We start from the raw sequence: 19,043 nt of genomic DNA on the forward strand, positions 1-19,043 counted from the left end.
GTTCAGGACGGCGGAGACTGTTGACCATGAAGGTTATTATTTGTGGCGCTGGCCAAGTTGGTCACAACATTGCGCATTATCTTGCTGCCGAGAAGGACAACGATATTACCGTTGTTGACCAACGGCCGGAATTGATCCGTAAGATACAGGACACGCTGGATGTAAAGGCCGTGGTTGGTCACGCCTCTTATCCCGAGATCCTCGAACAGGCTGGTGCCCGTGATGCCAGTTTGCTAATAGCGGTGACGGCAGTTGACGAAGTGAACATGGTTGCCTGCCAGGTTGCGCATTCCCTGTTTTCTGTTCCGACAAAGATTGCCCGCGTACGGAGCCAGTCCTATCTGGATCCCATGTGGGGTAATTTGTTTAATCACAATGATTTGCCTATCGATGTGATTATCAGCCCAGAGATTGAGGTCGCCCGTGCGATTGCCCGTCGACTGCAGGTTCCGGGAACGACAGATATTATTCCGCTTGTTGACAACAAGGTTCAGCTTCTGGGGGTGCGTTGTACGCCGGATACTCCGGTTCTGCATACGCCCTTGCGTCAGCTTTCGGCCCTGTTCCCGGATTTGCATCTGGTTATCGTTGGTATCGTCCGCAATGATCGCCCGATTGTACCTTCTGCAGAAGATCAAATGCTTGAAGGAGATATTGTCTATTTTGTCGTGGCGACCGAGCATGTTGGCCGCGCTTTGGCCGCCTTTGGCCAGGAGGCACCGCAGGCCCGCCGCATTCTGATACTGGGTGGCGGGAATATTGCCCTGTTTCTGGCCCAGCAGATTGAGCAGGATCACCCTGATATATCCTTGCGTATGGTTGAGTTGCACAAGGACAGGGCAGAATACATTGCCAGAACCCTGAGCCGGGCAACAGTCATCAATGGCGATGTTCTGGATCCCGAAATTCTAAAAGAAGCTGGTGTCAGCCGCGTTGAAACCGTTATTGCGCTGACCAACGACGATGAAACAAATATTCTTTCGGCTATGCTTGCCAAGCGCTATGGCGCGGAGAGAACCATCGCCCTGCTCAATAAAACGACATACGGTGGTTTGGCTGGGCCTTTGGGCGTTGATGTTGTTGTCAATCCGCGTGGCATTACAGTTTCAAGCATTCTGCTTCATGTCCGTCGGGGGCGGATTCATGCCGTCCATTCCCTTCAGGAAGGGTTTGGAGAGGTTATTGAAGCTGTTGCCGTCGATACATCTCCCTTGGTGGGCAAATCCTTGCGTGATTTCAAGCTGCCTCCGGGGGTTATGCTCGGGGCTGTCGTGCGAGGGGAACAGGTTATCATGCCCCGTGGCAATACCGTTGTTCAGGGTGGTGACAGGGTGGTTCTGTTTGCTGTTGCGGATGCCGTCAAGAAGGTTGAGAAGATGTTCTCTGTTCGCTTGGAATATTTCTGAGTATTAGCAGCTCTGTACCATGAGATGAAGGTCATGATGGATCCTTTACCTGTGTCCCCGCCGCGGGCTGTGCTCTTTGACTGGGATAACACATTGGTTGATACATGGCCGTGCATCCTGAGGGCCATGAATATGACCTTGGTCCATATGGGGTACGATGCTTGGACTCGTGAAGAGGGGATAGCGCGCATTTCCCGTTCGTTGCGCGATAGTTTCCCCGGTCTTTTTGGAGAGCGATGGAAGGAAGCTCAAGATATCTTTTATGAATCTTTCCGGTCATGCCATCTGGATATGCTGACGCCTCTTCCCCACGCAGAAGCTCTGGTGCGACATATATGCGGCATGGGGGTATGGGTTGGTATTGTTAGTAACAAGACAGGGGATTTGTTGCGGATTGAGGTAGAGCATTTGGGATGGGGTGGCTTGTTCCATCGTGTGGCCGGAGCTGGTGATGCAAAGGCCGACAAGCCTCATGTCGAACACATTTTGCACGCTCTGCAGGGATCGGGTCTGAAGCCCGGACAGGATGTCTGGTTTGTTGGTGATCATGCAGTTGATATGCAATGTGCTACGGAAGCAGGCTGTACGCCCCTTCTTCTTCACCACCAAGGCCCTTTGGCCGACAATCTTTTGTTGTGGGTACCGCGGGGCATTTATGGTAGCTGCGGGGAATTTCTTGATGCTTTGCGTACTCTTGCTGTTCCCAGCAACGAAAATAGATGATAACGAAGGAGACCCGACCGAAGGACGGTCCCCCCTGATCAAGGGGCAACAAAAAGTGGAAAGGTCATGACTGTCATGCCCAGCGAAAAATCCCAGAATATACAGGATGTTTTCCTGAACCATATCCGCAAGGCAAAAGTTCCGGTTACTGTTTACCTTGTTAACGGAGTGAAGTTGCAAGGTATTGTAAGCTGCTTTGATAATTTCTGCCTTCTGCTCCGTCGGGATGGCCATACCCAGCTGATATACAAGCATGCTGTTTCCACCGTGATGCCGGGGGGGCCGGTGCAGCTTTTCGAACCCAAGCCTGAAGATGAACAAGAGTGAGCCATCCTTGCGCTTCATCCGTTATGGATTCTGATCGTTCTTCTGTTTCCGGGCGTAGTAAATCGGCGGTTTTGTGTCCGTTTTTGAAAAAGACGGCGAGTGGCGTCCGCGCTCCAGAGGCTCGACTTGCTGAGGCTGTTGGCCTCGCCAAGGCTATTGATCTGGATATTGTTCTGTCCGAGGTCGCCTTGGTCAGTGCCATCAGGCCAGCCACCTATGTAGGGGGGGGGCTGGTCGAGCGTCTTGCCTCGGTCCTCGCTGATTTGGGTGTGGATATAGTCGTTGTTGATGCGCGTCTATCCCCTGTCCAGCAGCGAAATCTTGAGAAGGCGTGGGGAACCAAGGTCATCGACCGAACCGGGCTTATTCTGGAGATCTTCGGTGCCCGTGCACGAACTCGTGAAGGTCAGCTACAGGTTGAGCTGGCCCATCTTGAGTACCAGAAATCGCGCCTTGTCCGGTCTTGGACGCACTTGGAGCGACAAAGGGGTGGCTTTGGTTTTATGGGGGGCCCGGGGGAAAGTCAGATAGAGATTGACCGTCGTCTGATCGGCGATCGTATTGTCCGCCTGAAGAAAGATCTTGAGTCTGTCAAGAGGACCCGGGCTCTTCACCGGAAGGCGCGCAAGAGGACACCTTTTCCCATTGTCGCCCTTGTCGGGTATACAAATGCGGGAAAATCCACGCTTTTTAACCAGATGACCCGCGCTGCCGTTATGGCGGAAGACCAGCTTTTTGCGACGTTGGATCCAACCATGCGGGCCTTGCAGTTGCCATCCGGGCGGACAGTGATTCTATCAGATACGGTTGGTTTTGTTTCTGATCTCCCGCATGAGTTGGTCGCTGCGTTCCATGCCACGCTGGAAGAGGTTCTTGAGGCTGACCTGATCCTGCATGTCCGGGACTGTGCGCATCCAGACAGTGAATCCCAGAAACTGGATGTTGAGAAGGTTTTACGTGATGAACTGGGTCTGGATCCTGCTGTTGAGGGCAGGGTTGTCGAGGTTCTCAACAAGGCGGATCTTCTTCTGGACTCTTCCATCGACCCGGATGCCGGGGCACTTCTTTTGTCAGCCTTGTCCGGGGATGGTGTGGGCAATGTGTTGCACCGTATTGACGATTGTCTGGCCTTGGCACGTGTGGCTGTAGAGCTGGTTGTTCCGCCTTCTGATGGAAAAATGCTGGCGTGGATCTATCGGAGGGGAGAGGTTCTGAGCCGGGAAGATCATGAAGAGGGAGTGCATCTGATCGTACGGCTTGATCCCGCTGATGCCGGACGTTTGGCGACCAAGACAACAAGTCTTCCCGATTGACATGGGCGCCCGGGCAGGTCCCATTGTGCTGGTTACTCCTTGATCTATGGGGTATACCTATGAAATGGACGATGCTTTTCTTGCCCTCGTATCAGATATTATCCGGGACACTGCGAAGACAGAAATCCTGCCCCGGTTCCGTGCATTGTCCGCAAACCAAGTACAGAGCAAGACATCTGCAAATGATCTGGTAACAGAAGCTGATATTCTGGCTGAGCAGAGGCTTTCCGTTTTGCTGACGGAAATTATGCCTGAATCTATGGTCGTTGGTGAGGAAGGTTGTCATGCCGACCCCGATTTGATACGGGCTATTGGAACGGCACCGCTTGTGTGGGTTGTTGATCCGCTGGATGGTACCGCCAATTTTGTCAGTGGAAATCCTGTTTTTGCAACGGTTGTTGCCTTGGTCCGTGATGGTGTAACCATGGCGGGGTGGCTGCATGACCCTGTTAACGATGTTACCCTGTGTGGATACCGTGGCAATGGGGTGATCCGCAATGGCGTCAGGGTTCGGTTGGAGCCGCATGATCGTCCGCTGTCAGAACGTACAGGATCACCGGGGGCCAATACGCCCAAGTCTCTTCAGGGGCGCTTTGCCCATAACATTCGTCATGGAAGTGCGGCCCATGATTATATGGCGTTGATCTCCGGACGTATAGAGTTTGCCGCTTTCCGCAGGCTTGCCCCGTGGGATCATGCAGCGGGGGTTCTGCTGTATGAAGAAGCCGGTGGTATTAGCGGTTTTATGGATGGTAGCCCGTACAGCCCAAGCATCCACGAAGGGTTCCTGATAGCAGCCCAGAGCCGTATGCTCTGGAACGAAATTGCTGAAGCTTTTCGCTCTGCGGTGCCGTAGGGATCTTATGAAAAGAAGTTACCCTTCCGCCATGTATCAAGATCGGCCAATGCGCGTTGTGCATATAGGGGCTTGCGTTCGCGTCCCTTGATTTTTTTGCCTCTCGCATCGCGATCATCGGTCAGCTCCGGGAAAAGGCCGAAGTTGATATTCATGGGCTGGTAGGTGTCTGAAACAGCGCCCCCGGTGATATGGGCAAGCATGGCCCCCATCGCGGTTGTGATGGGGGGGGAGTCAAGGTTTTTGCCCAAGACATCCGCAGCGGTAAAAAGCCCTGCCATCAGCCCGACAGCTGCGCTCTCGACATAGCCTTCACAGCCTGTAATTTGTCCGGCAAACCGGATGTCCGGTCTATTTTTCAGGCGCAGTCTATGGTCCAGAAGGCGAGGGCTATTCAAGAATGTATTGCGATGAATACCGCCCAGCCGTGCGAATTCTGCATTTTCAAGGCCGGGTATCATTCTGAACACGCGGCTCTGTTCTCCATACTTCAGCTTCGTCTGGAAACCAACGATGTTGTAGATTGTACCCAAGGCGTTATCTTGCCTCAGCTGCACAACAGCATAGGGCTTCTGCCCGGGTGTGTGGGGGTTGGTCAGACCAACTGGTTTCATGGGGCCGTAAAGAAGCGTTTGTCGTCCGCGTTCAGCCATGACCTCAATGGGCAGGCAGCCTTCAAAATACGGTGTGTCTTTTTCCCAGTCCTTGAATTCCGTTTTCTCGGCTGTCAATAGTGCATCCAGAAATGCTTCGTATTCTTCCCGTGTCATAGGACAGTTTATATAATCTGTTCCGGTGCCCTTGTCATAGCGTGACTGGAACCATGCCTTTGACAGATCAATAGAATCCTTGTGCACAATTGGAGCAATGGCATCAAAGAAGGACAAGGATTCCTCACCCGTAGCGGTGCGAATTTCTTCTGCCAAGGGTGATGATGTCAGGGGGCCTGTTGCAATAATTGTTTGGCCCCACGTTTCCGGAGGAAGTGTACGCAGTTCAGTGCGCTCGACACGTATATCCGGATGAGTTTGCACACGTTTGGTAATGAATGTGGAGAAGGCTTCCCTGTCGACAGCCAAGGCACCACCCGCTGGTACTTTTGTGTGATCTGCTGCTTCCATGATCAGGGATGAACAGCGCCGCATTTCTTCGTGCAAAAGACCTACGGCATTATACAGGGCATCATCAGAGCGAAAAGAGTTCGAGCAGACCAGCTCGGCGAGGTGATCTGTTTGATGAGCGTTGGTTGTGGTTTGTGGACGCATTTCATGGATAACAACTGAAACACCGGCCTTGGCCAACTGCCAGGCTGCTTCGCATCCAGCTAGTCCACCGCCGATAATATGAACGTGCCGGGCTGTGTTGTCATGTGTAGCCATGGAAATAGCGTCCTCTTTCCTGCACTGCATCCAGAGGATGCTCTCCTATCCCGGCGGTACAAAAACCTCAAGCAGCAATTCTCTATGGATGCACGCAGGGTGGATTTTTTTCTGTCATGTGCAGTGTATAGATCTATGCGTGTTTTTCCCATCTATCTATTTGATAGATAGAGATAATTATGTATTTCGACGTTCTTGATCTCGTTAATCGAGGTGAATATGATCTGGGTTCTTCGCCTTCAGCATATGGCTGGCGGGCGGAGAGGCCACCGGGCTGCAACCCGGTGCCCAGAGGGTCTTGCACACCCCCCGGCAAATCAAACTGGCCAGGATTGACCTGCCGCCGCCCGGTCCATGCGCATGGACAGGAGACGGCATAACATGGGGTGTTTTTCTATGTGCGAAAAAAGCCGGGGTTGTGATGGAATGTCTGTTTCAGATGCAGGGTTTGATCAGAATGATTATTTCGGAACGCCGATCTGGCGTGGCTCTATCCTCTGGAAGTACGGAATACTTCGTCTGCTGCCAACGCCTGATGATTATCCCGAATGGAACGCCGGGGGCGTGGATGATCCCAAGGGCAGCAGTGCCTGATAGGCACCAATAACGACGGCTATGACAGATGTATGAGGTGAATCAGGAGCCGGCCAGGGAATGGGCGGTAATATTGGGTCTGGTGATGGTACCGTCAGCACGCGCGAGCCATCTTTCTGGACCTTGAGGCGCCGTGCTGTCAATTCGTACCGATCGGGAGACGGCATGAAGCGTCGTACAATCACCCACATACCATCTGTTACAGAGACAGGGACATCTGCAACAGGAACGCATATGAGAACGCTGCCTGCTTGGAAGATATCGTATATGCCCCCCGAAGCAACCTGTAACCCGTATGCAGTTGACCAAGGGTTCCCGGGGGGCAGGGGGCAGATCCGGCGTTTTTCTGGGGGCCATTCGGGAAATTTCACCCACTTTCCCGGACAGACTTCCCCTCGAACAAGGATCTGTGAGGGTGTTGCGCCAGCTTTATGAGTGTTTTTTCCCTCATCGCATTCTAGGGTTTTGCCGTGAAGGAGCCAATCTGACGAAACGCCAAGAAATTCAGCCAGTTTGGCTAGGTTATCAGTGCGCGGTGATTTCGTGCGTCCCGACCTGATATCCCTCAAGAAGTCAGGCTTCAGTCCTGCGGCGAGGCACAAGGCCCGCTGTGACTTTATTCCTCGTTGAGAGGCCAGGAGCATCGCCCTGGCCACGATGCTTTTACTGGTCATGGCATTGGCCTGATTCTAACGAACCGGAGCGTGAAATATCCCTTATGGAGCCGTGCCTGTCATCACGGAAGTTTCCGTTTGACTTTTGAGGTATTTTTCCCTCATATTTATTATTATGATGAAAACGTGTTCAAGGGGAAGGGAAGTGGCTGGAGTCATGTTCCTCAAGACCGGATTAAAGCCAGAGTGGCTTTGGGCGGATTCCCTGAATATGTGCCATCATTTCAGGTATGGCCTATATACGGAGTGCAAGGACCTGCGCACTTTCCGCAAAAAGCTGGAGGAGGTGTTTTCGTCCTTTTCTCCGGACATCGTGTTGTATACGAATCCGTTCCAGAGTTATGGTGTATCGTCCGAGGGACTTGGTCAGGCTCTTGTTATAAAACAACTTTCTTCTATATATTATTATGTGTCTCAGGAGATTGACCTGTCTTCGGAGGGCTGTATCCTCAGTTCTTGTTTCATGAACGATGCGATATTGAATCCACGGTGTGATTGTGTCTGTGACCATCGTCTGTCAGGTATGAAATTTCCCCGTTGTGCTGCGGATTGCATTTGCAATGGGGTTATGCAGCAGTATATTCGCCGCCCGGAATGTTATCCGATGCCCGCTTTTCAGGAGAATTGCTGATGTTGATTTCCCCCGCCCATGCCCAGGCTGTTGATGCTGCGGCCGGAGGCATGCAGTCTGGTCTTCTGCAGCTTTTGCCATTGGCACTTATTTTTGTTGTTTTTTACTTTTTGCTGATTCGTCCCCAGCAGAAACGCATGAAGGCTCATCGCGAAATGCTGGCCAATGTGCGCCGCGGTGATGTCGTCGTGACGTCGGGCGGGATTATTGGTACCGTGACAAAGGTTATGGATGCCGAGCTTCAGGTTGAGATTGCAGAAGGCGTGAAGGTCAAGGTTGCCCGCGAAATGCTGGCTTCTGTCAACGCAAAGACTGAGCCGTCGAAGCCTGCAAAAGAAAAGGAAGACACCAAGGAAAGTGTCTAGTTTGGTCGCATGCTGATGGAGAGCACAATGGACATTACGCCGGTCATTCCCGCAGGCAGGCAGATTATCTCTGCCTATGGCGACGGTAACTTTCGTATTGCCGGTATTGTCTGGAGCTCTCCTGTCCTTGTGTTTCCGACTTTTTCCTGCTCGTGGGATGTTTCATCACCGGAAAGTTTGTCCGCAGGGTCCTTCCGGCCCGTGCAGGAGTATAAACCCGGTATTGAGATTGTATTGATTGGGGGAGGGCGGACCTCCCCCTTCCTTCCAACTTCTCTGCGTCAAGTGCTAGGCGAGATGTTTGCGTCCTGTGATGTTATGGATACCGGGGCCGCTTGCCGTACTTTTAATGTGCTGCTGGCCGAGGACCGCCGTGTCGCGGCGGCCCTTTTCCCTGTCTGAGAAACAGCACTACCCCGCTGGCAATAATGCGGTTGCAATAGCCTGTGCGGCTATGCCCTCTTTTCGTCCTGTAAATCCGAGGCGTTCTGTCGTCGTCGCTTTGATGCTGACCCGGGACTCCGGAATATCCATAATTCGTGCGAGGGACAGGATCATGTCCTGACGATAGGGACCAAGTTTTGGCTCTTCGCAGATTATGGTGATGTCGACATGGGTGATGCGGCCAGTCTGCTGGCGGATCAGGTTACAGGCGTGTTCCAGAAAGATTCGTGATGGTGCGTCTTTCCAGCGTGCCTTTCCGGGGGGGAAATGAACGCCGATATCGCCGGCTCCGATGCAGCCATACAGGGCATCGGTCAGGGCGTGCATGGCAACATCGGCATCAGAATGACCGGACAGCTTTCTGGAAAAGGGAATGCTGACGCCACAGAGGGTCAGGGTATTTCCTGTTGTGAAGGCATGAACATCAAAGCCAATACCCGTTCGTGTTTCCATGCTGACGCGAGGTGACGGACTGCTTTTGTCCAAATCATCTGACCAAGTAATTTTATAGTTTTCAGCTGATCCGGCAACCATTCGTACCGGTCCTTTGCCCAAGTGCTCCAGAAGGGCAGCATCATCTGTCAGTGACAGGCCGGCGCACTGTCTATGCGCATCAAGGATTGTCATGAAATGAAATCCTTGGGGTGTTTGTGCGCGCCACAATCCTTTCCGGCTGATAGAGTGGAGGACGACACAATCACTATTAACGCTTTTGAGCGTGTCTGCGACCTCCGTCCCCGGTATTGCGGCGGGAGCGAACTGTAGGGCTTGCAGAACAGCGTCAATCACATTCCGTCCTGCAAAGGGGCGGGCTGCATCGTGGATCAGGACAAAATCAGGAGTGTGTTTGCAGAGGGCCTCCAAACCGTTCCGGACACTGTCTTGTCGCTCTTGCCCACCAAAAACGGGCGTGCACAGGGGAAGATCGCCAACAGCTTTTTGGTACAGGGCTTCATCATCGGGGTGGATAACAACCTGTATGCCCGCAATATCCGGATGATTCAGAAAGGAACATACAGATTGCCGAATAACGGGTTGGCCATTGACCATGGCATATTGCTTGGGAACAGAGCCGCCAAAGCGGTTGCTGCGCCCTGCGGCAACAATGATGGCATAGACTTTCGGGGAAGCAGGCACAGAAGGAAACACCATGAACAGAAGGCTCCGGCACGGGATATCAGGGGGACGTTATAAAAGAGTTCAATGCGTTTCCAGAAGATCCAGTTCAACCTCGGCAATGTCAACATCAACATTGCGTACCCGCCGGAAACCAAGTTGTTCAACAAAGGTCAGCATCCTTTTGTTTTCTATAAGGATCTGCCCGGTCATTTTCCGTACTTCCGTACTGCGGCAGTAGCGGATCATTTTATTCATCAAGGCGTTCCCCAAGCCGGTTCCCTTCAGGTCGGAGCGCACAACAATCGAGAACTCAGCCTCTTCATGGTCCGGGTCATTGACAACCCGGACCACGCCCAGTGTCTCGCTTTGACCCTCTGCATCGTATCCTACGGCGATGAAAGCCATCTCTCGGTCGTAGTCGATCTGGGTCATCCGGGCCATCTGGCTGCGTGGCAACTCCTGGATCACGCCAAAAAAGCGGAAGCGGATATCTTCCGGATCGAGCCTTGATACAAAAATGTGATGATTTGGCTCATCCTCCGGACGAATGGGACGCAGGATGACATCCTGCCCGGTGCGCATGGTATAAACCTCTTCCAGCTCCTTGGGGTATGGTCTGATCGCCAGGCGGTCGACGAGGGATCCGCCTCTCCATGGAGCGATCTCTACCTTGGCATCTAGGGCAATAACACCTTGGTGGTTGCAGAACAGGGGGTTTATATCAAGCCACTGTATCTCCGGAAGATCTATAGCCATCTGGGCGACCTGCACCAACGCCAGGTACAGGGCTTCCATGTCGGCTGGTTCTTGATGCCGGAACCCTTGCAGAAGGCGGGACACCCTGGTTCTTTCCACCAGATCCCGTGCCAGTGTCATGTTCAAGGGTGGCAGGGCAATGGCATGATCATTGATAATTTCCGTTGCCGTTCCACCATGGCCAAAAAGAATGACCGGGCCAAAGACCGGATCAACATGTAAGCCAATGATAATTTCGTGCGCATTTTCCCTTTTTTCCATCCGCTGAACAGTGAAACCGCGTATTTCAGCATCGGGAAAATTATCCTTGATACGGGCCAGCATACGCCGGGCGGCTGTTTCTGTGTCATCAGCTCCGAAGAGACCAAGCCGAACACCACCCTTGTCGCTCTTGTGGTGAATGTCCGGTGACAGGATTTTCAGGGCTAGGGGGCCGGCCATTTCCTCCGCGATACTACGGACTTCCTCGGGCGAATGGGCAACCCGTGTTTCGACAACAGGAATGCCATATGCCGATAACAGGGCTTTCGCTTCCGGTTCGGAGAGGGTGCTGTGCCCGGCTTCCAAGGCTTCAGAGATAATCCGACGTGCCATTTTTGTGTTGGCCGTGAATTCTGTTGGCAGGCTTGCCGGAGTTTCCATGAGCAAGTCCTGGACCTGCCTGTATTTGATCATATGCAAAAAAGCCCTGACGGCTTGGTGCGGGGTCTGGAAATTGGGTATTCCGGATTGATGGAACAGGGCTCTTGCCTTCTCCACGCGATCGTCCCCAACCCAGCAGGCCATGACGCTTGTGCGCTTGTTCTGGCGGGCTGTGGCAACAATCTTTTCTGCGACTTCCAGGGGGTCACTTTGACAGGTGGGGGCGTGCATCACAAGGATACCATCCACCTCACGGGCTTGAGCCAAGGCACCAAGTGCCGCAGCGTACCTGGCTCCGTCTGAGTCGCCGTGGATTTGCACCGGATTGCCATGCGACCACGTGGCATTCAATGCCTTTGACAGGCTTTCCAGGGTTTCGTCCGATAGCTCTGCCAGCGTCCCACCTTCATCCAGAAGATCATCGACTGCAAGGATTCCTATGCCCCCGCCATTTGTCAGAATGGCAAGGCGTGGTCCCTTCGGGCGGTTGATAATGGCAAGCGTTTCGGTTGCTGAAAAAAGTTCCTCGATGTCGTAAACCCTCAACATGCCCGCGCGCCGTATGGCCGCTTCATATACGTCATCATTGCCGGCCAAGGCACCGGTATGGCTGACCGTGGCGCTTTGTACCGCAGGATGCCGCCCGGCTTTTATGACCAGAACAGGTTTGTTGCGCGCGGCCGATCGGGCGGCTGACATGAAGTTGCGGCGTTCGGGAATGCTTTCCATATACAAAAGGATGGCGCGTGTGTCGGGATCACCACCCAGGTAATCCAAGATATCGCCAAACCCCGTGTTCATCATGCCGCCAAGCGAAATAAAGTGTGAGAAGCCAATGCCGCGTGGCCAGGCCCAGTCCAGAACGGCTGTGCACAGGGCACCGGATTGCGAGACAAAAGCAATCTTTCCCGGATGTGCGGCTTGAGGGGCCATGCTGGCATTCAGGCCAAGGGCAGGGACCTGAAGCCCAAGGCTGTTGGGTCCAAGAAGACGGATGTCGTAGCGAAGGGCTATATTCAGCAGCTGTCCGGTCAGTGCCGGGTTGTCGGAGACACGCCCCAGTCCGGATGTAACTGATATGGCGGCCTTGGTTCCACGTTGCCCAAGGCTTTCAAGTGCGGCAACGGATTCCTCCGGCGGGACAGCCAAAATGGCAAGATCCGGTACAATAGGAATGGATGTAATATCAGGATAGGCCAGTACGCCCTGGACCGACGTGTACTTTGGATTGACCGGTAGTACGGGTCCCCTGAAAGCCCCATGCAGAAGATTCCGCATGACAACGGTTCCGACGCTGCCCTGTGCATGGGATGCACCAATAACCGCCAGTGAACTTGGACGCAGTAATTTTTCAAGATGGCGTACGCCCATGGTTTCCGACCTTCGGGAAGAGCAGGCCAACGAGGACAAAAAATTGCACCGGCAAGGATACACCACATGGCGCACTTCTGCACACAACACAAAGACCTGTGTGTCTGAAGATCAGGTGCCATGTTTCAGAGGGGGTGTTTTAGAAAGATGGCTCCGGCGGTAGGATTCGAACCTACGACAACCCGATTAACAGTCGGGGGCTCTACCGCTGAGCTACGCCGGAACATAAAAACGTTGGAGGCCGGGACCGGAATCGAACCGGTATACAAGGATTTGCAGTCCTCTGCATCACCACTCTGCCACCCGGCCTCGCGACTCGCTGCAAACTCGTGCCAAAAGCAGAACTGCAACCGAGGAAGCGGTTTATATCGATGGCCCATCATCCGGTCAACAGAGAAAATAGCCCCGAAGCGCCAATTATTTCCGGGATCGGACCAATCCGATGTGTCCATTGTCAAGACTACGACAGAAGGCTATAAACATGGAGTGTTGTGTCTGCACACAACCTGTCCACATTGAAGCATCACGTTTGCAAGGGGTTGCCGCATGGATTACGCCATTGCCCGCCACAATATGGTCGAAGGCCAGATTCGTCCCAACGGGGTGACCGATCCGGCTGTTATCGAGGCAATGGCCGCGGTCCCCCGCGAGGCTTTCGCCCCGCGCCATCTTCGTTCTGTTGCCTATGCTGATGATGATCTGGAAATAGGGAACGGTCGTATTCTGATGGAACCCATGGTTCTGGCCCGCCTGTTGCAGGCAGCCGAGATTGATCCGTCCGATGTGGCCCTTGAGATTGGCACCGGCAGCGGTTATGCGACCGCTGTTCTGTCGCGTATGGTATCGACAGTGGTTTCCGTTGAATCTGACCTTGAGCTGGTCAAGGGAGCAAGCACGACCTTGACCTCGCTGGGTGTCGATAACGCCGCTATTGTATCCGCCCCCTTGGTCAGCGGGTACCCAGCCCAGGCACCCTATAACGTGATACTGGTGAATGGGGCCGTTGAGTTTATCCCGGATGCCCTGCTGGAACAGATTGCCCCGGGTGGTCGTCTGGTTGCTGTTCTTGACAAGGGTGGGCAGGGAACCGCTGTGCTGTATACGCGTTCAGGAAATGCTGTTGGCCACCGGCGTCTTTTTGATGCAAATATCCCGTTGCTCCCGGGGTTTCGTGCGCCGCGACGTTTCCAGTTCTAGTTTCTGTTGCTGATTTGGTAGCGTAGCCAACAGTCGTGGGTTGCGTTACGCTTCCAACACTCTATAGTCTTACCCGCTTTATGTATTTTTGCGTGTCTGGTCTAATGACAGGCACGGTGGTTTTGTTGCTCCCGTATTTGTCGGGACGTTGCGGGTGGACACGACGGATGAAAAAAACGCTTTCAGTTTTTGCTGCTGCCGCACTCTTTCCGGGTCTTGTTTTTCCCGTTTGTACGCAGGCGATGTCGCTGGAAGATGCCTTGTCTGCTGCGTATGCCGGTAATCCGGAGCTGCAGGCCGATCGGGCGCGTGTTCGTGCTGTCGATGAAAAGGTGCCGCAGGCTTTGTCAGGATGGAGGCCTCGTGTCCAGCTTTCTGGAACGTCTGGTTACGCGCGTGACCATTCCAATACCCGTCAAAGCCGCGATGGATACCAAAGCTCGAATCCACGCACGGTTGGTGTAAAACTTGAACAGGAGATTTTTTCCGGCTTCAGGACTATCAACAACACAAAAGCGGCTGAGAATACCGTGAAGGCGGCCAGGGCCCAACTGGCTGTCACAGAACAGACCGTTCTGCAATCTGTTGCCGAAGCTTATCTGAACGTTGTGCGGGACCAGGCGGTTGTTGATCTGAACCAAAATAATGAACAGGTTCTGGCCCGGCAGCTTGAGGCAACGCAAGACCGCTTCAGGGTTGGCGAATTGACACGTACTGATGTCAGTCAATCCGAAGCGCGCTTGGCCAAGGCAACGGCGGATCGCATTAATGCTGAAGCCCAGCTGAAAGCAAGCCGTGCCAATTTTGAACGGTTGGTTGGTCTTCCTGCAGACGACATGCGGTATCCGTCCGAACCTCCACACTTGCCTGTTTCGCTCGATGAAGCGGTGCAAGCATCACAGGCCATGCATCCCAATGTTCTGGCTGCGGAGTTTTCTGCGGAGGCGGCCCAGAATACGGTTGATGCCACAGGTGGTGAGTTGATGCCTGCGGTGAAGCTCCAGGCCGATCAGACCAAAACCTATGACCAGTCACTGGATGGTGCCCGGACCAAAGGGTACCGCGTTATGGCTGTTGTCGATGTTCCCCTGTACGAGGCAGGTGCAACTTGGTCCCGTTTGAGGGAAGCCAAGCAGAAAGCTGGGCAGGCACGGCTCCAGGTTGACGATGCAAGAAACAAGTCGCGTGAGCTTGCTGTTCGGGCTTGGGAAAGTCTTGTTGCCTCGAGGGCGCAGATTGAATCAATCCAGGCTCAGATAGAGGCTGCTACTGTTGCACTGGAAGGTGTGCAGAGGGAGGCTCAGGTTGGATCAAGAACGGTTCTTGATGTTCTGGATGCCGAGCAGGAGTTGCTGAACGCAAGGGTCAGTCTTGTTATGGCCCAGCGGAATGAACGGGTTGCGGCGCATTCCCTGCTGTCTGCTGTGGGGCGTCTGGATGCTAAAACTCTTGGTCTGGATGTTGGTATTTATGACCCTGTCGAGCATTATAACGATGTGGAAGGGGCATGGTTCGGGTCCTGACAAGGGTATGATGCCCCTATTTTGGCTGACAGGACCAATCTTGGAATACCGCAGCCGAACCGGGGCTGTCCTGCCTAGAATGGCAGAAAAAGGCGTTCTTGGCCTGATTTCCTGTTTTTGCTCCAAGGGTTGCCTTGTCGCCTGCGTCGTGGCAGCATTTTTTTTGCCGCAATCGGATAGAAACAGCGATATCCTGTTGTTTGCAAAATCTTAGGCGGCAATGATATATCGGTTCCCCGGACGGTGGGCGTACGGGCAGAAAAGCGCGTTAGGGGCTTGGAGATCGTCATGGACGGCAAAGGTCAGGAACCATCGATGGAGGATATCCTCGCCTCCATCAGGAAAATCCTGTCGGAGGACGAAGAGGCAGAGACGCAGCAGCCGCCCCAGCAGGCTCCGGTTCAACCTTCCGAGCCGGCATCTGCTCCGGAGGCTGATGGTGACGATGTTCTTGAGTTGACTCCTGCCATGGTTGAGGATGATGAGGAGCCCTTGGTCTTGGGGGCAGCGCCCGAGCCGCCCCCTGCGCCACCGTCGCAGGAATCTTGGGCTGTCGAGGAAGATGAAGGTGAACTGGAACCAGCGCCCGTGAAAGTTTCTCCCACTCCGACAATGACAGCTGATGATGGCAGTGCCTTGCTGTCTCCACCTGCCGCGGCTCAATCGGCTGCGGCTTTTTCCGAGCTTGCGACCATTGCCCGGGTCAGGGCTATTGGCATGGGCCACAGTGACGTCACGCTGGAGGGGATGGTGCGTGACATGCTGAAGCCCATGTTGGCAAGTTGGTTGGATCAGCATTTGCCGGATATGGTCGAGCGTCTTGTACGCAAGGAAATTGAAAAGCTGGTTTCCGGGACCGAAAAGCAATAAAAAGCGATTTGATCGAAGGGATGTGCGCGTCAGCCCCCGTAAGAGGGTTGGCGCGTCCCCGTTTTGGGGGCATCCGGGTGTTACTACGTGAAGTGGAACAATAGAGATATGCTCGACAAAACCTATAATCCGGCTGGTGTTGAGGAGAAACTTTACAAGCAGTGGGAAGAGGGCGGAGTATTTCGCGCACATGTCGGGTCGGGCCAGGTGCCCTATACCATCATGATGCCCCCCCCCAATGTGACAGGAAGCCTGCATATCGGGCATGCCCTGACCTTTACCCTGCAAGATATTCTGACCCGTTACCATCGGATGACCGGGCGCGATGTTCTCTGGCAACCGGGAACCGACCATGCTGGCATTGCTACACAGATGGTTGTCGAGCGTAATCTGGAGAAGGATGGTATCTCCCGGCACGATCTGGGGCGGCAGGGATTTCTGGAAAAAGTCTGGGAATGGAAGGAACAGTCTGGCGGTACAATTGTACGGCAGCTGCGCCGCCTTGGTGCTTCGCCTGACTGGAGTCGTGAGCGATTTACCATGGATGCCGGCCTTTCAGAGGCGGTACGCACCATTTTCGTCAAGCTGCACAAGGATGGCTTGATCTACCGTGCCAAGCGCTTGGTCAACTGGGACCCGAAGCTGCATACAGCCATCTCGGATCTTGAGGTGGAGCAGCGCGAGATCAAGGGGAAAATGTGGTACCTGCGCTATCCTGTTGATGGCATGGATGGTACGTTCATCACGGTCGCCACCACCAGGCCGGAGACAATGCTCGGCGATACCGGTGTGGCGGTTCACCCCGACGACACGCGTTACGCTCATCTGATAGGCAAGCAGATATGTCTGCCGGTAACCGGGCGCCTTATCCCCATTATTGCCGATGAGCATGCTGACCCGGAAAAGGGAACCGGCGCGGTCAAGATAACGCCGGCTCACGACTTTAACGACTTTGACGTCGGCAAGCGGTCTTCCTTGAACCTCGTCAATGTTTTTGACCGGGATGCCCGTATCCTGGCGGAGCCAACACCGCTTTTGTGCTTTGTCAACGGACAGGCGCAGGCGGTTCTGAATTCAGATGGCTCGCCTGTTCTGGTTACTTTGCCTGCCGCATTCCATGGGCTGGATCGTTTTGTGGCGCGCGATAAAATTCTTGAGATCCTTGAGGCGCAAGGACTCTTGGAGCGGATCGAGGAAAACCCGATGACGGTCCCGTATGGTGACCGATCCGGCGTTGTGATTGAGCCATGGTTGACGGACCAGTGGTTTGTTGATGCACCCAAGCTGGCCAAGGGCCCCATTGAGGCTGTGGAAACGGGGCGCACTGTTTTTGCCCCCCGCCAGTGGGAAAACACGTTCTTTGAGTGGATGCGCAATATTCAGCCATGGTGCGTGTCTAGGCAGCTATGGTGGGGCCACCAGATCCCGGCTTGGTTTGGTCCAGACGGTACGCCCTTTGTTGAAATGAGTGAAGAAGAAGCGCGTTCAGCTGCGGAAAGTCATTACGGTCATCCTGTTGAGCTGGTCCGCGATCCTGATGTTCTTGATACGTGGTTCAGCTCGGCCCTGTGGCCGTTTTCCACGCTGGGATGGCCTGAAAAGACCTCTGACCTGGCTCGGTATTATCCCGGTGATGTGTTGGTCACAGGGTTTGACATCATCTTCTTCTGGGTTGCCCGGATGATGATGTTTGGCATGTACATCATGGATGATGTGCCTTTCCGTGACGTTTACATTCATGCCCTTGTGCGTGATGAAAAAGGGCAGAAGATGTCCAAGTCCAAGGGGAACGTTATGGACCCTCTGGATCTGATTGACCGGTATGGAACAGATGCCCTGCGTTTTACTTTGGCTGCCATGGCGGCTCAGGGGCGCGATATCAAGATGAGCGAACAGCGCATAGCGGGGTATCGCAACTTTGCAACCAAGCTGTGGAACGCCGCACGTTTCTGTCAAATGAACGCATGCCATGGTGTTGAAGGCTTTGATCCATCCGCCGTCAAGCATACGTTGGCACGCTGGATTGTCGGCAAGTTGGCCGAAACGTCGGAAAAGGTTTCTGTGGCCTTGTCTGCCTATCGTTTCAATGATGCGGCCAATGCGGCTTACCAGTTCACGTGGGGTACGTTCTGTGACTGGTATCTGGAGTTTGCCAAGCCCATTTTTAATGGCAATGATCCGTCTATCCAAGCGGAAATTCGTGCAGTTACAGCGTGGGTTCTTGATCAGATTTTGATCATTCTTCATCCCTTTATGCCCTTCATTACAGAAACTCTGTGGGCTGAAACAGCCGAGAGATCAGGCATGCTGGCCTTGGCCCAGTGGTCCGGTCTGAGTGGCCTGGGCCAGCAGGATGCCCGTGAGGAAATGGACTGGGTTGTGGACTGCATTTCTGCCATACGTTCTGTGCGCTCTGAAATGAACGTGCCTCCCTCTGCCAAGTTGCCAATCCTCGTCAAGGATGCCTCTCTTGCCACGCAAGAACGCCTGAAGACGCATCAGGCCTTGATCAAGGCCTTGGCTCGTCTTGAAGATGTGAAACTGGTGGACCGGGATGACATCTCCGGAGCAGCGCGGGTCGTTATTGGCGAGATAACGGTTATTATTCCGCTAGAGGGTATCATTGACCTTTCTGCAGAGAAGGCCCGCCTGACCAAGGAGCTTGACAAGCTGGACCTTGAAATCAAGAAGTTGGCAGGTCGGCTGGACAATCAGGACTTTGTTGCCAAGGCTCCGGTAGAGGTTGTTGACGAGCAAAAAGCTCGTATCAAGGATCTACAAACCACTAAGGCAAAAATGCAGGAGGCTCTGGGCTGTTTGCTGGCCTGAGATGTCCGGACAAAGAGCCCTGTC

16 protein-coding genes and 2 tRNA genes are annotated in these 19,043 nt (G+C 53.8%); 12 read left to right on the plus strand and 6 right to left on the minus strand.

Annotated elements, in window-relative coordinates; all coding sequences use genetic code 11:
• Positions 1 to 26: 26 nt before the first annotated feature.
• The 5 genes from trkA (at position 27) to HEQ60_RS01435 (ending at position 4,625) form a co-directional block, all read left to right on the plus strand.
• A complete protein-coding gene (gene trkA, locus HEQ60_RS01415) occupies positions 27 to 1,406 on the plus strand; it encodes a Trk system potassium transporter TrkA (RefSeq protein ID WP_168022392.1) in 1,380 nt (459 codons plus the stop codon).
• 33 nt (positions 1,407 to 1,439) lie between these two features.
• Positions 1,440 to 2,129 carry an HAD family hydrolase gene (locus tag HEQ60_RS01420; protein WP_168068743.1) on the plus strand — a complete coding sequence of 230 codons (690 nt, stop codon included), beginning with the start codon at positions 1,440 to 1,442 and terminating at the stop codon, positions 2,127 to 2,129.
• Between the two features lie 75 nt (positions 2,130 to 2,204).
• A complete protein-coding gene (gene hfq / locus HEQ60_RS01425; protein ID WP_168019239.1) occupies positions 2,205 to 2,456 on the plus strand; it encodes an RNA chaperone Hfq in 252 nt (83 codons plus the stop codon).
• A gap of 23 nt (positions 2,457 to 2,479) precedes the next feature.
• Positions 2,480 to 3,769 carry a GTPase HflX gene (gene hflX, locus HEQ60_RS01430; protein WP_168069118.1) on the plus strand — a complete coding sequence of 430 codons (1,290 nt, stop codon included), beginning with the start codon at positions 2,480 to 2,482 and terminating at the stop codon, positions 3,767 to 3,769.
• A gap of 64 nt (positions 3,770 to 3,833) precedes the next feature.
• On the plus strand, positions 3,834 to 4,625 hold the full coding sequence (locus HEQ60_RS01435) for an inositol monophosphatase family protein (protein WP_168068745.1): 792 nt from the start codon (positions 3,834 to 3,836) through the stop codon (positions 4,623 to 4,625).
• A gap of 5 nt (positions 4,626 to 4,630) precedes the next feature.
• On the opposite strand, the gene trmFO is transcribed toward HEQ60_RS01435, so the two are convergent.
• On the minus strand, positions 4,631 to 6,004 hold the full coding sequence (gene trmFO / locus HEQ60_RS01440) for a methylenetetrahydrofolate--tRNA-(uracil(54)-C(5))-methyltransferase (FADH(2)-oxidizing) TrmFO (protein WP_168068747.1): 1,374 nt from the start codon (positions 6,002 to 6,004) through the stop codon (positions 4,631 to 4,633).
• Positions 6,005 to 6,430: 426 nt separating this feature from the next.
• On the opposite strand from trmFO, the gene HEQ60_RS01445 reads away from it, so the two are divergent.
• Positions 6,431 to 6,598 carry a hypothetical protein gene (locus tag HEQ60_RS01445; RefSeq protein ID WP_168068304.1) on the plus strand — a complete coding sequence of 56 codons (168 nt, stop codon included), beginning with the start codon at positions 6,431 to 6,433 and terminating at the stop codon, positions 6,596 to 6,598.
• Here the strand turns inward: HEQ60_RS01445 and HEQ60_RS10920 are convergent.
• Positions 6,544 to 7,272 (minus strand): helix-turn-helix domain-containing protein, encoded by a 729-nt coding sequence (locus HEQ60_RS10920; protein WP_168068749.1) that lies wholly within the window; start codon positions 7,270 to 7,272, stop codon positions 6,544 to 6,546. The genes HEQ60_RS01445 and HEQ60_RS10920 overlap by 55 nt on opposite strands.
• 630 nt (positions 7,273 to 7,902) lie before the next feature.
• Here HEQ60_RS10920 and yajC point away from each other — a divergent pair.
• Both yajC and HEQ60_RS01460 read left to right on the plus strand, forming a co-directional pair.
• Entirely contained in the window at positions 7,903 to 8,268 is a 366-nt protein-coding gene (gene yajC / locus HEQ60_RS01455) for a preprotein translocase subunit YajC (protein ID WP_066135534.1), read from the plus strand.
• Between the two features lie 27 nt (positions 8,269 to 8,295).
• Positions 8,296 to 8,670: an Mth938-like domain-containing protein gene (locus HEQ60_RS01460; protein ID WP_245183686.1), complete on the plus strand. Its 375-nt coding sequence runs from the start codon at positions 8,296 to 8,298 to the stop codon at positions 8,668 to 8,670.
• Between the two features lie 9 nt (positions 8,671 to 8,679).
• Here the strand turns inward: HEQ60_RS01460 and HEQ60_RS01465 are convergent, their stop codons facing one another.
• From HEQ60_RS01465 to HEQ60_RS01480, 4 genes are all read right to left on the minus strand, one after another.
• Complete coding sequence (locus HEQ60_RS01465; protein ID WP_168068753.1) at positions 8,680 to 9,864, minus strand: bifunctional 2-C-methyl-D-erythritol 4-phosphate cytidylyltransferase/2-C-methyl-D-erythritol 2,4-cyclodiphosphate synthase; 1,185 nt, start codon at positions 9,862 to 9,864, stop codon at positions 8,680 to 8,682.
• 48 nt (positions 9,865 to 9,912) lie between these two features.
• Positions 9,913 to 12,600, minus strand: coding sequence for a bifunctional acetate--CoA ligase family protein/GNAT family N-acetyltransferase (locus tag HEQ60_RS01470; protein ID WP_168068755.1), 2,688 nt, complete (start codon positions 12,598 to 12,600; stop codon positions 9,913 to 9,915).
• Positions 12,601 to 12,748: 148 nt separating this feature from the next.
• A tRNA-Asn gene (locus HEQ60_RS01475) sits at positions 12,749 to 12,823 on the minus strand.
• 12 nt (positions 12,824 to 12,835) lie between these two features.
• Positions 12,836 to 12,909: transfer RNA gene (locus tag HEQ60_RS01480), tRNA-Cys, on the minus strand.
• Between the two features lie 237 nt (positions 12,910 to 13,146).
• Between HEQ60_RS01480 and HEQ60_RS01485 the strand changes: the two genes are divergently transcribed.
• The 4 genes from HEQ60_RS01485 to HEQ60_RS01500 all read left to right on the plus strand — a co-directional run bounded on the left by HEQ60_RS01485 (position 13,147) and on the right by HEQ60_RS01500 (position 19,019).
• Complete coding sequence (locus tag HEQ60_RS01485; protein WP_168018880.1) at positions 13,147 to 13,797, plus strand: protein-L-isoaspartate O-methyltransferase family protein; 651 nt, start codon at positions 13,147 to 13,149, stop codon at positions 13,795 to 13,797.
• 167 nt (positions 13,798 to 13,964) lie between these two features.
• Positions 13,965 to 15,320: a TolC family outer membrane protein gene (locus HEQ60_RS01490; RefSeq protein WP_168068757.1), complete on the plus strand. Its 1,356-nt coding sequence runs from the start codon at positions 13,965 to 13,967 to the stop codon at positions 15,318 to 15,320.
• Between the two features lie 288 nt (positions 15,321 to 15,608).
• Positions 15,609 to 16,190: a DUF2497 domain-containing protein gene (locus HEQ60_RS01495; protein WP_168068759.1), complete on the plus strand. Its 582-nt coding sequence runs from the start codon at positions 15,609 to 15,611 to the stop codon at positions 16,188 to 16,190.
• Positions 16,191 to 16,298: 108 nt separating this feature from the next.
• Entirely contained in the window at positions 16,299 to 19,019 is a 2,721-nt protein-coding gene (locus HEQ60_RS01500) for a valine--tRNA ligase (RefSeq protein ID WP_168068761.1), read from the plus strand.
• The last annotated feature ends 24 nt before the right edge of the window (positions 19,020 to 19,043 follow it).

It is taken from the genome of Haematospirillum sp. H1815 (assembly GCF_012102705.1).
Taxonomy (GTDB): Bacteria; Pseudomonadota; Alphaproteobacteria; order Rhodospirillales; family Rhodospirillaceae; genus Haematospirillum.

What these genes read in the sequence shown, in the direction of transcription:
- trkA (WP_168022392.1), top strand. Translation starts at nt 27, where the DNA reads ATGAAGGTTATTATTTGTGGCGCTGGCCAAGTTGGTCACAACATTGCG.
- HEQ60_RS01420 (WP_168068743.1), top strand. Translation starts at nt 1,440, where the DNA reads ATGATGGATCCTTTACCTGTGTCCCCGCCGCGGGCTGTGCTCTTTGAC.
- hfq (WP_168019239.1), top strand. Translation starts at nt 2,205, where the DNA reads ATGCCCAGCGAAAAATCCCAGAATATACAGGATGTTTTCCTGAACCAT.
- hflX (WP_168069118.1), top strand. Translation starts at nt 2,480, where the DNA reads ATGGATTCTGATCGTTCTTCTGTTTCCGGGCGTAGTAAATCGGCGGTT.
- HEQ60_RS01435 (WP_168068745.1), top strand. Translation starts at nt 3,834, where the DNA reads ATGGACGATGCTTTTCTTGCCCTCGTATCAGATATTATCCGGGACACT.
- trmFO (WP_168068747.1), bottom strand. Translation starts at nt 6,004, where the DNA reads ATGGCTACACATGACAACACAGCCCGGCACGTTCATATTATCGGCGGT.
- HEQ60_RS01445 (WP_168068304.1), top strand. Translation starts at nt 6,431, where the DNA reads ATGTCTGTTTCAGATGCAGGGTTTGATCAGAATGATTATTTCGGAACG.
- HEQ60_RS10920 (WP_168068749.1), bottom strand. Translation starts at nt 7,272, where the DNA reads ATGACCAGTAAAAGCATCGTGGCCAGGGCGATGCTCCTGGCCTCTCAA.
- yajC (WP_066135534.1), top strand. Translation starts at nt 7,903, where the DNA reads ATGTTGATTTCCCCCGCCCATGCCCAGGCTGTTGATGCTGCGGCCGGA.
- HEQ60_RS01460 (WP_245183686.1), top strand. Translation starts at nt 8,296, where the DNA reads ATGGACATTACGCCGGTCATTCCCGCAGGCAGGCAGATTATCTCTGCC.
- HEQ60_RS01465 (WP_168068753.1), bottom strand. Translation starts at nt 9,864, where the DNA reads ATGGTGTTTCCTTCTGTGCCTGCTTCCCCGAAAGTCTATGCCATCATT.
- HEQ60_RS01470 (WP_168068755.1), bottom strand. Translation starts at nt 12,600, where the DNA reads ATGGGCGTACGCCATCTTGAAAAATTACTGCGTCCAAGTTCACTGGCG.
- HEQ60_RS01485 (WP_168018880.1), top strand. Translation starts at nt 13,147, where the DNA reads ATGGATTACGCCATTGCCCGCCACAATATGGTCGAAGGCCAGATTCGT.
- HEQ60_RS01490 (WP_168068757.1), top strand. Translation starts at nt 13,965, where the DNA reads ATGAAAAAAACGCTTTCAGTTTTTGCTGCTGCCGCACTCTTTCCGGGT.
- HEQ60_RS01495 (WP_168068759.1), top strand. Translation starts at nt 15,609, where the DNA reads ATGGACGGCAAAGGTCAGGAACCATCGATGGAGGATATCCTCGCCTCC.
- HEQ60_RS01500 (WP_168068761.1), top strand. Translation starts at nt 16,299, where the DNA reads ATGCTCGACAAAACCTATAATCCGGCTGGTGTTGAGGAGAAACTTTAC.